This is a genomic window from Psychrosphaera algicola (genome assembly GCF_028401425.1).
In the GTDB taxonomy this organism is placed as follows: Bacteria; Pseudomonadota; Gammaproteobacteria; order Enterobacterales; family Alteromonadaceae; genus Psychrosphaera; species Psychrosphaera algicola.
The window spans coordinates 1,150,120-1,164,521 of record NZ_JAQOMS010000002.1 but is presented as its reverse complement, the minus strand read 5'-3'; the positions used below and the strand labels follow the sequence as shown (position 1 = coordinate 1,164,521).

Annotated in this window: 13 protein-coding genes and 6 pseudogenes; 8 read left to right on the top strand and 11 right to left on the bottom strand. The window is 40.3% G+C overall.

The window, feature by feature from the left end:
• Positions 1 to 44: 44 nt before the first annotated feature.
• A pseudogene (tsf, locus tag PN838_RS06260) lies at positions 45 to 894 on the top strand (translation elongation factor Ts).
• 61 nt (positions 895 to 955) lie between these two features.
• Here the strand turns inward: tsf and PN838_RS06255 are convergent.
• The 11 genes and pseudogenes from PN838_RS06255 to PN838_RS06215 form a co-directional block, all read right to left on the bottom strand.
• Positions 956 to 1,783, bottom strand: a complete 828-nt coding sequence (locus tag PN838_RS06255) for a GNA1162 family protein (protein ID WP_272180053.1) — start codon at positions 1,781 to 1,783, stop codon at positions 956 to 958.
• Positions 1,783 to 2,130 carry a DUF4810 domain-containing protein gene (locus PN838_RS06250; RefSeq protein WP_272180052.1) on the bottom strand — a complete coding sequence of 116 codons (348 nt, stop codon included), beginning with the start codon at positions 2,128 to 2,130 and terminating at the stop codon, positions 1,783 to 1,785. Before PN838_RS06250 ends, PN838_RS06255 begins: the two co-directional genes overlap by 1 nt.
• Positions 2,127 to 2,441, bottom strand: a complete 315-nt coding sequence (locus PN838_RS06245) for a hypothetical protein (RefSeq protein WP_272180051.1) — start codon at positions 2,439 to 2,441, stop codon at positions 2,127 to 2,129. The genes PN838_RS06250 and PN838_RS06245 overlap by 4 nt, the downstream gene beginning before the upstream one ends.
• A 128-nt stretch (positions 2,442 to 2,569) precedes the next feature.
• Positions 2,570 to 2,770 carry a hypothetical protein gene (locus PN838_RS06240; protein ID WP_272180050.1) on the bottom strand — a complete coding sequence of 67 codons (201 nt, stop codon included), beginning with the start codon at positions 2,768 to 2,770 and terminating at the stop codon, positions 2,570 to 2,572.
• Complete coding sequence (locus tag PN838_RS26110) at positions 2,733 to 3,038, bottom strand: CsgG/HfaB family protein (RefSeq protein ID WP_334313294.1); 306 nt, start codon at positions 3,036 to 3,038, stop codon at positions 2,733 to 2,735. The genes PN838_RS06240 and PN838_RS26110 overlap by 38 nt, the downstream gene beginning before the upstream one ends.
• On the bottom strand, positions 3,038 to 3,250 hold the full coding sequence (locus PN838_RS26105) for a CsgG/HfaB family protein (protein WP_334313484.1): 213 nt from the start codon (positions 3,248 to 3,250) through the stop codon (positions 3,038 to 3,040). The genes PN838_RS26110 and PN838_RS26105 overlap by 1 nt, the downstream gene beginning before the upstream one ends.
• A gap of 56 nt (positions 3,251 to 3,306) precedes the next feature.
• Positions 3,307 to 3,507 (bottom strand): hypothetical protein, encoded by a 201-nt coding sequence (locus PN838_RS06230; protein ID WP_272180049.1) that lies wholly within the window; start codon positions 3,505 to 3,507, stop codon positions 3,307 to 3,309.
• Positions 3,508 to 3,654: 147 nt separating this feature from the next.
• The gene (locus tag PN838_RS06225) at positions 3,655 to 4,563 is read right to left on the bottom strand and encodes a DUF7840 domain-containing protein (RefSeq protein WP_441295811.1); all 909 of its coding nucleotides are present in this window, start codon (positions 4,561 to 4,563) and stop codon (positions 3,655 to 3,657) included.
• Between the two features lie 171 nt (positions 4,564 to 4,734).
• A pseudogene (locus tag PN838_RS27855) lies at positions 4,735 to 4,983 on the bottom strand (lipoprotein N-acyltransferase Lnb domain-containing protein); the annotation flags it as partial.
• 54 nt (positions 4,984 to 5,037) lie between these two features.
• The gene (locus tag PN838_RS06220; RefSeq protein ID WP_441295799.1) at positions 5,038 to 5,517 is read right to left on the bottom strand and encodes a DUF7843 domain-containing protein; all 480 of its coding nucleotides are present in this window, start codon (positions 5,515 to 5,517) and stop codon (positions 5,038 to 5,040) included.
• A gap of 81 nt (positions 5,518 to 5,598) precedes the next feature.
• Positions 5,599 to 6,102, bottom strand: a complete 504-nt coding sequence (locus tag PN838_RS06215; protein ID WP_215962713.1) for a DUF3015 family protein — start codon at positions 6,100 to 6,102, stop codon at positions 5,599 to 5,601.
• Between the two features lie 194 nt (positions 6,103 to 6,296).
• On the opposite strand from PN838_RS06215, the pseudogene pyrH reads away from it, so the two are divergent.
• The 7 genes and pseudogenes from pyrH (at position 6,297) to bamA (ending at position 14,400) form a co-directional block, all read left to right on the top strand.
• A pseudogene (gene pyrH, locus PN838_RS06210) lies at positions 6,297 to 7,029 on the top strand (UMP kinase).
• A 20-nt stretch (positions 7,030 to 7,049) separates the two neighbouring features.
• The gene (gene frr / locus PN838_RS06205) at positions 7,050 to 7,607 is read left to right on the top strand and encodes a ribosome recycling factor (protein ID WP_215962715.1); all 558 of its coding nucleotides are present in this window, start codon (positions 7,050 to 7,052) and stop codon (positions 7,605 to 7,607) included.
• A 77-nt stretch (positions 7,608 to 7,684) separates the two neighbouring features.
• A pseudogene (gene uppS, locus PN838_RS06200) lies at positions 7,685 to 8,445 on the top strand (polyprenyl diphosphate synthase).
• Positions 8,446 to 8,480: 35 nt separating this feature from the next.
• Complete coding sequence (locus PN838_RS06195; RefSeq protein WP_215962717.1) at positions 8,481 to 9,350, top strand: phosphatidate cytidylyltransferase; 870 nt, start codon at positions 8,481 to 8,483, stop codon at positions 9,348 to 9,350.
• A gap of 9 nt (positions 9,351 to 9,359) precedes the next feature.
• Positions 9,360 to 10,537, top strand: a pseudogene (gene ispC, locus PN838_RS06190) (1-deoxy-D-xylulose-5-phosphate reductoisomerase).
• Positions 10,534 to 11,877 (top strand): sigma E protease regulator RseP, encoded by a 1,344-nt coding sequence (rseP, locus tag PN838_RS06185; protein WP_272180047.1) that lies wholly within the window; start codon positions 10,534 to 10,536, stop codon positions 11,875 to 11,877. Before ispC ends, rseP begins: the two are co-directional and overlap by 4 nt.
• Positions 11,878 to 11,920: 43 nt before the next feature.
• Positions 11,921 to 14,400 (top strand): annotated as a pseudogene (gene bamA / locus PN838_RS06180) (outer membrane protein assembly factor BamA).
• Positions 14,401 to 14,402 lie beyond the last annotated feature (2 nt).

Genomic DNA, 14,402 nt, shown 5'->3' with positions numbered 1-14,402 from the left:
GTCATTGCTCGCAAAAGCGATGACTAATACATGAGGACAGAATCATGGCAGTAACTGCTGCATTAGTTAAAGAACTTCGTGACCGCACAGCAGCGGGCATGATGGATTGTAAAAAGCGTTAACTGAAACTAACGGTGATATTGAACTAGCAATTGAAAATATGCGCAAAAATGGCCAAGCGAAAGCGGCTAAAAAGCGGGTAACATTGCTGCTGAAGGTACAATTGTCATTAAACAAGCAAACGGCACAGCTGTTCTTGTTGAAGTTAACTGTCAAACAGATTTCGTTGCAAAAGACACTGGCTTCTTAGCATTTGCTAACGAAGTTGCTGAAGCTGCAATCGCTTCTACAATGACTATCGACGAGTTAAAAGCTAAATTTGAAGAAGCTCGTGTAACGCTAGTGACTAAAATTGGTGAAAACATCAATGTACGTCGTCTTCAATACATCCAAGGTGCTGCATTAGCAGAATACCGTCACGGTGAGAAGATTGGTGTTGTTGTCGCTGGTGAAGCAGACGCAGAAACTCTTAAGCACATTGCTATGCACGTCGCTGCAAGCAAGCCTGAGTTTGTTAATCCATCTGACGTACCTGCTGAAGTTGTTGAGAAAGAAAAAGCGATCCAAATTGAAATCGCAATGAATGAAGGCAAGCCTGCTGAAATCGCTGAAAAGATGGTTTTAGGCCGCATGAAGAAGTTTACTGGTGAGGTTTCTCTTACTGGCCAAGCATTCATCATGGAACCTAAGAAAACTGTTGGCGATATTCTTAAAGAGAAAGGCGCTACTGTTTCTTCATTCGTTCGTTTAGAAGTTGGTGAAGGCATTGAGAAGAAAGAAGAAGATTTCGCATCAGAAGTTGCTGCGCAAATTGAAGCTGCTAAAAAAGCTTAATTCTACTTTATCTTAGAAAAAACCGCGGTTGTCCGCGGTTTTTTATGTCTGAAATTTGAGATTAATTAATTTCAATGTGCGAGGTTACTTTACTCGCTCGTTTCTCACTACCACTTGAAGTCGAGTTATGCTCGTGTTCATTGGTTTGCGCAGGGATAAGGGCAGACTGTTCCTGATCTTGTCCATATAGCGGGTGGTAACTGCCTTTGGGTATGGTATTAAATACCCTTGAATTGACCTTATTGGCTAATGGCAGATAGTCTGTTGTACTTGTATTTATCGCAGTAATAATTAGATTGAATAAAAAGCTGTCAGAATCCCCACTGGTATTTTCAACAACAACATCATTTTGCTGCCAGAGTGTTTCACCTGAGTTAGTTGAAACAAGTTGGAATTTGGCACCAACAGCGACATTTCCTCCAGCAATATAATAAGACGTATTCCAATGACTAATATCCACAAACAATACCGCATCGGCGCCAAACAGCTGCTGATATTTATAAAGTGGAATTGCTGAAAGCTGTGCGCCGTCAATAATACCTTCATTAGCGAACACAGATTCGACGTACGGCACTGACAACACATAGTAACCCGCTTCGGCGAGTGGCAACGCTAAAGTTGCTGAGTAGAGTTGTGCTGCGTCTGCGGCGGTTGTTGTATTGCGAGCAGGCAACACCAATATGGACTTTATTTTTTCCTGATACATATTTGGGTACGCCTGCAATTTGCTATAACCCGAAGTAGTTTGGCAAGCTTGCAATACAAGTAAACATGCAATTATGGAAGCGGCTGATATAAACTTTTTTGCCATTTGCAGATATACGGTTTGGTTAATGGCCTGATGACATATTGAACCTTTCACATTGTTAATAGTTATTTTGTTCGCCATTATTCAACCTCGATAGTTAATAAAATCTTATCAACATAATATTGAGCTTCTGGAAAATATTGTTTTTCTAGAGTCAACAATTCGATGGCTCGACTTTTATTACCAAGTGATTGCTCCATTATAGCCAACTCAAATCGCACACCCGGCGGCACCGGCTTATTTTTGCTAGGTGCTTTATTGATTATACCTTCTAGCTCTGTTTTGTGGCGATTAAACGCATGACTGTCATCATTTTTGCGGTAGTCATAAAGGGTATTTTGGTAGTTTCCCCAGTAATACATCGTTTTGGCGGTGCAACCGGTTAGGGTTGTTACACAGACCAACAAGCATAAATAGGCTATTTTCACGGTATAATCACATCCACTGTTTGACCTTGTGTGACAAAAATATTCTTGTTTATTACGAGTTTGCCATTACGCAGTACTTTAAGCTCGTGACTGCCTATGGCTATTGGAAACTTAGCGACAGTCTTTCCATTGAGTTCAAACGTTTTAGTTTTTGCATTAATGTTGGTAATGGTTTGCCCTAAAATAATAGTGGCACCAATAAAGTTACCTTCAAGCTGAACATAAGCTTGGTCAACAGGCTGATTTGTGTATTGCACGCTGGTGCAGGCTGAAATGATAAACATAAAAGTAACGAGTATTAATTTCTTCATAAAAACTATCCTTATAACCAAATGAGTCGATATGTAATGGCTTTGCTTTGAAAACGTTTTTTGGTGACTAACCCAGTGGTGTTTAAGCCTGTAATCACCTGCGTTAACCTAAACTAGTCTTTGTTAAATTAACGTTCTCTAACTTGGTATTGACTTAGAAGCGCCTCGTCAATTTTGCCATCGACCAAATCCACAAAGCTGATCTGACTTTCACCTTCTCCCGCATTAGTTGCGACTTTAACTGTCGCGATAAAACGTCCAGGTAATTCGATTGATTGACCTGTCTGAGGATTAGTTACCGACTTTCCAGGTTGGTAGATTGATAACATTGTTCCAGAGTGTTAGACCTTGATTTAAGCCACCTGCAATGATCAGTTGTTGGTCCTGAACGCCCAGCACGTAACTCTTCCAAGGTTTGTCTAGTAGGTTGTTCATTATGTTTGCAACAAGTTTAGATATCGCCGCGGAAACGGCTTTGTCGTCTAGTGAGGTATTAAATGCAGCAACTTCACCAACGCCAAATACTTGATTTGCCTCCGACGTGGCTTCGCCTGTTGCTTCTTCGGAATAGATAATTTCAGATGTAGCGACATTCACTAGCCGAACATTGACAGTTGCACGGGCTTTTTGGATTTTATTTCTTGAAAAATACCCACTTCACTGACCGTTTCCCTGCCAAATTCGGAAACAGAACCTAGCAATAAATATTCAGCTCCAATTAAACTGGCATCAAATTTATTGTTAGTTTCATTCTTCAATAGCTGTAAATCACTTCGTTCTAACAAGATAAACTTTCCGCTTTGAGTCAGCCTAGCATTTAGAATATCACTGGCTTGTTTACCTAAACGGTTGTTATTACCATCAACTAAAAACCAGACTGGCGTTTTGATTCGTCAGAAAAACGACCTATAGCAACAATTCGTTTGAGGCCTTGCTCTGAACTTAACTTGGTTTTAGCAATTTGGTCGGGAACCGAAATGGGTTTGTTAATTTGCTCCTTGGTCGCACTGGTGCAGGCAGAAATTGTCAAAACCATAAATAATGAGGGTAATAAGTGTCTTTGCATAAATGTAATCCTTTGACATTGTGGCACGAAATGGTCAGTAAAAAATGTTAAGAAGTACCAGTCCGTGTGATTTCTTACTTTATGACAGACGTAAAATTAAAAGGTTCATTAATTTGTTTTCTACCGAATAAAATAAATTTCTTAATATTATTGCCAATAATATGAATAGCTTAAGTCTATTGAATTTTCGAAGGGGCGGCGTTCAATGCTGAGTCGCACGTCATAATCAATCCCTAAACCAAATCTGTTTTGCCACTTAAGTGTAGGGACGTTGTCATAAGAGGTATCAGCAAGTCCAATTATGGGCTGATTTAATTCAATATGACTTTTCCAATACGAATTAAAGTCCCAAAGGTAACCTAGCGTTAAACTTGCAGAAATAGGGCGAAGGTAAGAAGTTGACGTTTGCAGTTTTAACTCAGGCATCCCGTAGACCGTCCCACCTCCAAAAGCATAGGCTTTACCTAGCCCAAGCTCTGTCGTCACATTAATACATTCAAAGCATTTTTGTTGATTGGATTCAAACCCAAGCCGAATTTTCCACGCTAGATTAGATGTCTCGTTTAGATCTGTTTGTGCCGGTTGTAACGTGAGTATATTGGTTATGTCAAAACGCTCTAGTCGAACCCCTTCATCAGACACCAAAAATTCTAAGTCACCCATTTGCAATGAGGAGTTGGCTAGACGTCCAATATCATTAGAGAGTAAGTCATAATAGGTCGCTCGCATCCTAATTTTAGTTGCTAATTGGCCGCTAGATGAATGACGAACGGTGATTTGCGTCATGCTAGGTTGTTGGCCTAAATGCGGAGCGGTTTCAATTTTTGTAGGCTTGAAGTTGCCACCGGTAGGCAATAAGAGCCGCTCTTTTAACAATTTCTTTCTAAAGGAATTATCGGTTTTCCCGAGCTGATGTTGATAATTTAAAAACTCAATTAATGTATTAATAACATTAACCTTTTCAGCAAGGCTCAAACTTGTGTAAGCGTTATGACTATTGTCTGTGTTATTTAAAAGTGAGTTGGTACGCCATTGGCTATTTAATTTAACAACCACTTCCTTTTCAGTGGCAGTTAGGTGTTGATAGTTCGACAGAAAACTAGAGAATTTGGATTGATGTTTATCGATTGAAGCAATTAAGTTGTTACTTGGTGTTGCAATCGCTTTAAAAACATTTATTGGTTGGGCCCAATAAAACTCGTCATCGATTAATTTTCTATCGGTAATTATGCTAATTAATTCTGCAATACGAGACGCGCAATTGTCGTTCAAATAGTAATAATCAAATTTTTGTCTACGAAGTTCCCATACGTGCATGATCAACATTTGAAGTTGAGTATTAGAAAGCGCCAACTGATAGTCCCAGAGGTCTCTGGATTCTTGTTCGGCATACATTTTATGATGACGGAAAAAGCTATCTTCTTTAAATGCGGCAAAATAACCACCGAAAAAACCTTTAAATACGTACGTCAGTGCACCGTCTTCAGGGGGATTGCAGCACCAAAATTAACACTGTGGTCAAGTAATAAGTTACTGCCAGTTGAGTTTGATTGATAGTTGAATTTTAGTAATAAGTGCCCAAAAAGATGCCGGGTTACCCAAGTACCCAGAAGCATATACTAGGCTAGCGGATTTAAGACTAGGCAATTTAGCCCATTGATTAAAGTCTTCACAGTGGTTTAAGTTATATTGAGTAGTGTTTAAATTAAGTTGCTTGGAGAGCCAACTAAAGCGAGCCGGAAAGCGACAACTGGGATGATTGTTGTCTGTAGGAGTGGAAAATAGCAGTTTAATGTTAGCGAGTAATTCAGCACTGCTGTCAGTTTTTCCATTGTCACTCAAAAAATAGGAATCAGAAGTCACTTCACTTTGAAATAGGCCATCGTTATTTTTGTATCGTAGTAAACCGATCCAAAACGGATCATTAGCAAGCGATTGTATTTCCTCGCTTGGCCTAGCACTTATTTCCGTATTTGATTTGGGGATAGGGAAGCAAAAGCTTGAATACAAAGAAAAAAGAATAAAAATAGAATAAATCTCATAAATTAAAAAGCCTGCACAGGCAGGCTTTATCTCGCATAAAAGAAAAAATTAGCTAACAGTACACGCTGCTACATGTTGACTTGTTTTTAAATACATTGCTTGAGCTTTAGCTGTAGACGCTAATTCAGCAAATGATTCATCAGTCGCAATATCGTTGCGAATAGCCGCGGTTACTTTAGCATGGTTTGCAACATCGCAACCCATAAGTGACAACATGGCTGTTGCATGACGGCCTTCACCTTTACTGATGTCTGTTTCGATTTGCTCAATCGACTCATTAATGAATACAGCAGACGCAACATTAATGCCTTTACATTGCTCTGGTGACGCAGCCATAGAGATAAGGGCAGTCGTACCTAAATCCCAAATAATGTTAGAAACAGCGGCCGCTACAGGCATGTCTTTAAAAATTAAGGCTCCGATCCCACAGTCTGTCCATGCATTTTTTACTGCTTTGGCAGCCTGATCAACAGTATCATCAGCTAGTGTAGAAGCAGAAAAAGACAAAGCCACGGTTGTAGAAATAGCAAGCACGTATTGTTTTAACTTCATTGATAGTCTTCCTTTATATAAATATTCAAATTCACATTAGCATTATTTTTTTGACGGCAAATATATTTTTCGCCATTTTTGTGACTAAAACTTTGTTTCTAACAATCACTTTTGCTTTGCTATAACCGTAAAAATCCCCTAGAATACGCGGCAATTTGCACCTCATAATTTCAATCTACGGGAGCCTTCAAAACATGAAGCCAGTTTATCGACGCATTCTTTTAAAATTAAGCGGTGAGGCCCTTATGGGCGAAGAAGGGTTTGGAATTGACCCTAAAGTCTTGGACCGTATGGCGCAGGAAATAAAAGAGTTAGTAGAAAAGGATGTCCAAGTTGGTGTGGTTTTAGGCGGAGGTAATATTTTCCGTGGTGCACCACTTGCAGAAGCTGGAATGAATCGCGTTGTCGGTGATCACATGGGGATGCTTGCTACTGTGATGAATGGTTTAGCAATGCGTGATGCCTTGCATAGAGCACATGTAAACGCACGTTTAATGTCGGCGATTCCACTTAAAGGTGTTTGTGACGATTATTCTTGGGCTGAGGGCATTAGCTTATTAAAAAGCGGTCGCGTTGTTATATTCTCTGCAGGTACTGGCAATCCATTTTTTACAACCGACTCAGCCGCATGTTTACGCGGAATTGAAATAGAAGCCGACGTTGTGTTAAAAGCAACTAAAGTTGATGGTGTATACTCTGACGACCCAATGAAAAACCCAGATGCGGTATTGTACCCTGCATTGGATTATCAAGAAGTTATTGAAAAAGAATTAAAAGTTATGGATCTAGCTGCATTTACGTTGGCCCGTGACCATAATATGCCTATCTGTGTATTTAATATGAATAAGCACTGGCGCTTTAAAACGTGTTGTGACAGGTGAGCAAGAAGGTACAATCGTATCTAATAACAAGATTGAAAGTTTATAAATTTTTAAAGGAATTTTAACGTGTTAAATGAAATTCAAAAAGACGCAGCTGTGCGTATGGACAAGAGCATCGATGCTCTTCAAACTCAATTAAATAAAATTCGTACTGGACGTGCTCATCCGAGCCTTTTAGATGGCATTCAAGTGTCTTATTACGGTGCGGATACCCCACTTAACCAATTAGCCAACGTTTCGATTGAAGATTCACGTACGTTAGCATTGACTGTATTTGATAAGTCACTGACACAAGCTGTTGAAAAAGCAATTATGATGTCAGACCTTGGTTTAAATCCAATGTCAGCAGGTACGGTTATCCGTATTCCATTACCAGCATTAACCGAAGAGCGTCGTCGTGACTTAGTTAAAGTGGTAAAAGGCGAAGTTGAAAGTGGTCGAATTGCAGTGCGAAATATTCGCCGTGATGCAAATGGTGATTTTAAATCGTTGTTAAAAGATAAAGAAATATCTGAAGACGAAGCTCGCCAAGCTGAAGACGAAATTCAAAAGTTAACAGACGCTAAGATGAAAATTATCGATGCGATGTTTGACAAAAAAGAAAAAGAATTGATGGAAATTTAATCGCTCATTGGTGGTGATTAGTTATAAACGCCGTGTAGTTTTACCACTCGGCGTTTTATTATTTTTAGGTGAAAATAATGGCAAAAGTAGACGTTGTCGCTGACGTATTAGAGCATTACGCCGATTCTATTCCACAGCATGTTGGGATTATAATGGACGGCAATGGTCGATGGGCGCAACAAAAAGGAATGCCAAGAGTATACGGCCATAAGAAAGGTGTTGACTCGGTTCGTGCTGCGGTGAAGTTTGCGCGTCAGGTTGGGATCAAGTCACTTACATTATTTGCGTTTTCAAGTGAGAACTGGAAACGACCAGAGGAAGAAGTTTCTGGGTTAATGGACCTATTTATGTTGGTACTCACAAAAGAAATAAAGAATTTACACAAAAATAACGTGAAGTTAAAAATCGTAGGCGATATCACGGCATTTAGTGCAGGAATTCAAAAGAAAGTGGCCTCGGCTCACGAACTAACGGGTAACAATACAGGGTTAACCTTAAATGTTGCTGCGAATTACGGCGGCCGTTGGGACATTGTTGAAGCAGCAAAGTCACTTGCGGATAAAGTTAAACGTGGCGAGTTGGAAAGTGCTGACATTGATGAAGCATTATTTGACTCACATACGCAATTTGCTGAACAACCTGATTTAGATTTATTGATCAGAACGGGGGAGAGACTCGGATCAGTAACTTTTTACTATGGCAAGTAGCCTACGCAGAATTGCATTTTACGCCACTTTATTGGCCAGCATTTAACGCATTAGCATTTGCTCAAGCTGTTGAAGCTTTTGCCGGAACAGAACGACGATTTGGGTTGACCGGCGAGCAAGTTAAACGCTAGTGCACTTAAAATTATAATAAAAATAGGATTTAAGTTTGTTAAAACAACGAATTATTACAGCCTTGATACTGGGTGCGTTATTACTGTTAGCGTTATTTAATCTGCCATCAGACTGGTTTACTTGGTTATCTTTAGGGGTATTTGGTTATGCAGCCTACGAATGGAGTAAATTAGCCGAGATAAAATCCGCTGTTAATCAATTGCTTTATGCTGGCGGATCAGTCGCTCTTGGACTGGCACTCTATTTAGGTTACCTAGAGCAAGACCTGTGGACCATTACAGGTCAACTGACCGAACAAAACTACTTACTTATGTTATGCGCCTGTTGCTGGTGGTTTGTCAGCTCAGTATTAGTTTTGATTTACCCACGTGGGAATCGCGTTTGGCAACATCAACCTATTGTTAAGGCCGTATTTGGTTATTTAACCGTTATACCGGCTTGGCTTGCATTATTAACCATACGTCAATGGCATTATGAGTTAGATGTCGATAAAGGCGCTTGGCTCGCTTTATTTGTTTTTGGTATTGTATGGGCCGCAGATATAGGCGCTTATTTTGCGGGACGTCGTTTTGGCAGTCACAAACTTATGCCACGGGTAAGTCCTGGAAAAACGATTGAAGGCTTTTTGGGTGGAATGGCTGCTGTTGTTTTACTAACCGTTTACGTATTGTGGAATTCAGAAACTTCGATGGATAGCTGGTTTGTACTGATCTTATCCTGCGTAGCCATTGGTGTCATTTCTGCATTTGGCGACTTGAGTGAAAGCATGTTGAAGCGTGACGCTGGCATGAAAGACAGTGGCAATATTCTTCCCGGACACGGTGGATTATTGGACCGTATCGATTCGTTAACCGCTGCAATGCCTGTGTTTTTGGTATTTTTCAGTCATTTTTATCTTAATTAATTGGCGACAATGCAGAATCTAACAATCCTTGGAGCAACCGGCTCAATAGGGCTTTCGACACTCGATGTTATATGTCGTCATCCAGATAAATTTAACCTATATGCTGTTAGCGGCAATACCAATGTTAAAGCAATGGCTAAGATTTGTTTAGAACACAAACCTCAAATTGCAGTAATGGTAGAAGAAGCTGCGGCTTGCGCGCTTAAAGCATTAGTACCAAGCTCGGTAAAAGTGCTCAGTGGTAAAGAAGCCTTAGTAGAAATTGCAGCTTGTACTGACGTTGATACTGTTATGGCCGCTATTGTTGGTGGCGCAGGTTTAGAGCCTACAATGGCCGCCGCTAAGTCGGGCAAACGAATATTGTTGGCAAATAAAGAAGCCTTAGTCATGAGCGGCGAATTATTCTTAGATGAAGTTCGTAAAAGTGGCGCAACTTTATTGCCGGTCGACAGTGAACATAATGCCATTTTTCAAGCGTTACCTGCCGCAGTTCAAAAAGGCGGGAAGTTAACAGACTCCGGTGTTCACAAAATTTTATTGACGGGGTCTGGTGGACCTTTTTAACTAAACCACTAAATGAATTTGAAGCGATTACCCCAGAAATGGCAGTGGCCCATCCTAATTGGGATATGGGCGCTAAAATCTCTGTGGACTCCGCCACAATGATGAACAAAGGTCTTGAGTTTATCGAGGCACGTTTGCTGTTTAATGCTAGTTTTGAACAAATTGATGTCATTATCCATCCTCAATCTATTATTCATTCGATGGTGAGTTACAATGACGGCTCGGTAATTGCGCAAATGGGACAACCTGATATGCGCACACCGATTGCTCATACGTTGGCTTTTCCAAATCGAATTGACTCCGGGGTAACACCACTCGACTTTACCCAACTTGCAGATTTTTCGTTCCAAGCGCCTGACTTAAACCGTTTTCCAAATTTAGCATTAGCATTAGAAGCATCTAAATGTGGACAAGCAGCAACAACGATACTGAATGCTGCCAATGAAGTTTCTGTCGCCGCGTTTTTATCTCGTCAAATAGGATTTAATCAAATCGCAACAATAAATGAAGGTGTACTAAATAAGCTTGCTGGTGAGTCTGTAGCGAGTTTAGACGATATATTAGCGCTAGATACAATGAGTCGAAAATATGCTGCCACAGCAGTGTTGGAGCCATTGTTATGATTGATTTTATTTGGAACCTACTGAGCTTTGTAGTCGCCCTAGGTATTTTAGTATTTGTACATGAATATGGCCACTTTTGGGTTGCCAGAAAAAACAAGGTAAAAGTTATTCGTTTTGCGGTGGGTTTTGGTAAACCAATTTACAGTTGGCACGGGAAAACCGGTACTGAATATGTTATCGGTCTAATCCCATTAGGTGGCTATGTAAGAATGTTAGACGGTCGTGTTGACGACGTTGCAGAGGCAGACAAACCATTTAGCTTTGATCAAAAATCCGTCAAACAAAGAATTGCAATCGTTGCTGCAGGCCCAATGATGAATTTTATATTCGCGATATTTGCGTTATTTGTCATGTTTTTAATGGGGGTACCGGCGGTAAAACCTGTCATAGGTAACGTTATCGCGGACTCACCCGCGCAACATGCGGGTTTATATGCCAATGATTTAATCATCAAAGTTGAAGATCAGTCAGTTGGAGATTGGGAAGCGGCGAGCTATGCATTAATCAATCATATTGGTAACGACACGGTGAACCTCACAGTAAGTCGTGGCAACTTTGAAACAACAGCAACACTAAATACGATAGGCTGGACCGTTTCGGACGGGCAGTTGCTCAGTGGGCTTGGTATCGAGCCATTTCGGCCAGAACCAACGCTTGAGTTAGGTCATGTTGTTGCTGAATCTGCGGCCGACTTAGGCGGGCTTAAAGTTGGCGATACTATGTTGGTTTTGGATAATGTTCCATTAACCACTTGGAAACAGGCCACCGGGATCATAAGTGAATCCGCAGAAAAGGAATTAGTGCTTTTGGTGCAACGAGGTGAAGAACGTATAACCTTGACTATCCGGCCAACTAACAAACCGACCGCAGAGGGTTTCAGCAATGGCTACCTTGGCATCGCACCTAAGTTTGAGAATTGGCCAAAAGACTATGTATTTAATCATCAATATGGTATTTTGCCCGCCGTACAAAAAGCAGTTGTTAAAACTTATGAATTAATCACCATGAGTTTCCAGACAATCGGCAAGTTAATAACAGGCGTTATTGGATTAGATAACCTAAGTGGTCCTATTTCAATCGCACAGGGCGCTGGTATCAGTGCTCAGAGCGGAATTGTTTACTTTGTCAGTTTTTTAGCTTTGATAAGTGTCAATCTTGGTGTAGTCAATCTATTACCACTGCCAATATTGGATGGCGGGCACTTAATGTATTTTTTAATTGAACTAATTAGAGGTAAACCTGTCTCTGAAAGGGTGCAAGAAATCGGTTTTAGGATCGGTGCTTTTGCATTATTAATGATAATGGGTATCGCCATTATGAATGATTTCGGCAGATTGTAGTGGCTGATTATATCTTGCCTGTAGTAGTTGTATTGGAACAAAAATAATAATGAAACATATCGTAGTTAGTATTCTCTTAATTTCTCTTAGTTGCTTTTCTATTGCAGACGAACAACGATTTGTTATTGAAGACATTCAAGTTAATGGTTTGCAACGTGTCGCACTTGGTGCCGCACTGACGCATGTGCCGTTTTCCGCAGGTGACGAAATAACTGAGTTTTATGTAGCGCAATCGATTAAACGCTTATACGCGTCTGGCCATTTTGCAAATATTGAAGTGTACCGTGATGGCAACACAATAATTTATAAGGTGACGGAAAGACCTACCATCAGCGTTATTGAATTTGATGGTAACAGTGATATTAAAGACGAGCAGTTACAAGGCAGTTTAGACGACTCTAATATACGAGTTGGCGAATCCCTCGATAAAACTATCTTAACGAACATTGAGTCGGCACTTACCGACTTCTATCATAGTGTTGGTAAATACAATGCTACGGTAAATGCGAGTGTCACTTACTTACCTCGAAATCGCGTAAAGCTAAAGTTTGAGTTCGAAGAAGGCGACGCAGCTGAAATTCGTCAAATTAACATTGTTGGTAATGAGGTTTTTGAAGACGAGGAATTGTTACTTAAGATTGAATCAAAGCAAAACCTGGCTTGGTGGCAGTTTTTAGATAATGACCGTTATCAAAAGCAAGCACTGCAGGGCGATATTGAAACAATACGTGACTACTATTTAGAATTTGGTTATTTAAAGTTTAATATTGAATCGACTCAAGTTTCAGTCGCACCAGATAAAGAATCGGTTTACATCACACTTAACGTGACTGAAGGTGAACCGTTTACGGTGACTGGTTTTGAATTTATCGGCGACTTGTTGGGACAAGAAGAGTTTCTTAAGAGACTCGTACCAATTAGAATCAATGAGCATTATAACGGTGAAGTTGTTACTTACACTGAAGAAATGATCACTAAATACCTCGCTCGCTTTGGTTATGCAAATGCACAGGTTAAGACGATTCCTCAGCTTGATGAAGAGAAAAACGAAGTTGCTTTAACTATCTCGGTTGACCCAGGTAAACGTGTTTATGTTCAGCGTGTTTCGTTCATAGGTAACTTTAATACGTCAGATGAAGTTTTGCGCCGTGAGATACGCCAGTTTGAAGGTGCAACATTATCTAATGAGTTATTGGAATTATCTAAAAACCTTATTCAACGTTTAAAATACATTGAAACGGTTGAGTTCGAAGTCAAAGAAATCCTAGAGCCGTGACGATGCGGTAAACGTTCAATTTACCATTAAAGAACAACCGTCAGGTTCATTCCAAGCAGGTGTTTCTTATGGTGATTATACTGGGCTTGCATTTAATGCGTCGGTACAGCAAGAAAACTTTTTAGGTACAGGTAACTCGGTTGGTATTTCACTTAACACTTGGAAAGCGCAGCAAACAATTGCTCTAAACTATACCGATAATTACTTTACGGATGATGGCGTAAGTCTTGGTGGCCAAATCTCTTACAGTAATTATGATGCGTCAAAAGTTAATCTAGTAACGTATTCGCGTAAAACAATCACCGTCGGTCCAACATTAAGTTGGCCGGTTATGGAAAATAACCGTGTTAGTGTCGGTATGGCGTATAAAGATATTGAGATATCAGCGTTGCAGCCATACGATCAGATCCGTCGATTTGCGAGCTCGTTCATTGACCCTGACAACCCAGATGCCAAGTTCAAATTTGAATCGGTCGAAGCGTCAATTGGCTGGAGTCGTAGCACACTAAACCGCGGCGTATTCCCAAGTAATGGTTCAAGTCAATATTACGGTTTTAAGGTGACGGTTCCGGGTTCTGACGTAGAGTACTTTAAGTTTAACTTTGACTCGAAATTCTATTTCCCATTGTCACGTGATCATAAGTGGACGTTCTTAACTCGATTAGAAATGAACTACGGTAATGGTTACGGAACGCTTGATGGTAATCAACAGACATTGCCATTTTGGGAAAATATGCAACAACGTTCAAACGACTTACGTGGTTTTGAAAGTAATACGATTGGACCAAAAGGAATTGTTAGAAGCCCTCAAACAATTTCTGGTGGAATACCAAATCAACTTGGTGGCACAACAAGTGTAATTGCGGGTTCGGAAAAAGATGTCTTGTCGACAACGTACCGTGCAACTGGTGGTAACGCATCTGTATTTGGTGGAATTGAGCTAATTACACCAACACCATTTTTATCTGATGAATACGTAAATTCGGTTCGTACATCAATATTTGTTGATGTTGGTAATGTATGGGATACCGAGTTTGATCTTGGTTACTATGACGATTTATCGGCAAATGAACGTGCAAAGTTAGTTGATTATTCAGACCCTAGTCGCTATCGTGCGTCTACCGGTGTGTCAATTCAGTGGCTTTCACCTATGGGACCTATGGTATTTACCTTGGTCTAAGCCGTTAAAAGAATACGAAGAAGACGAGCATGAAGTATTTAGCTTCAATGTCGGTACAACATTCTAATT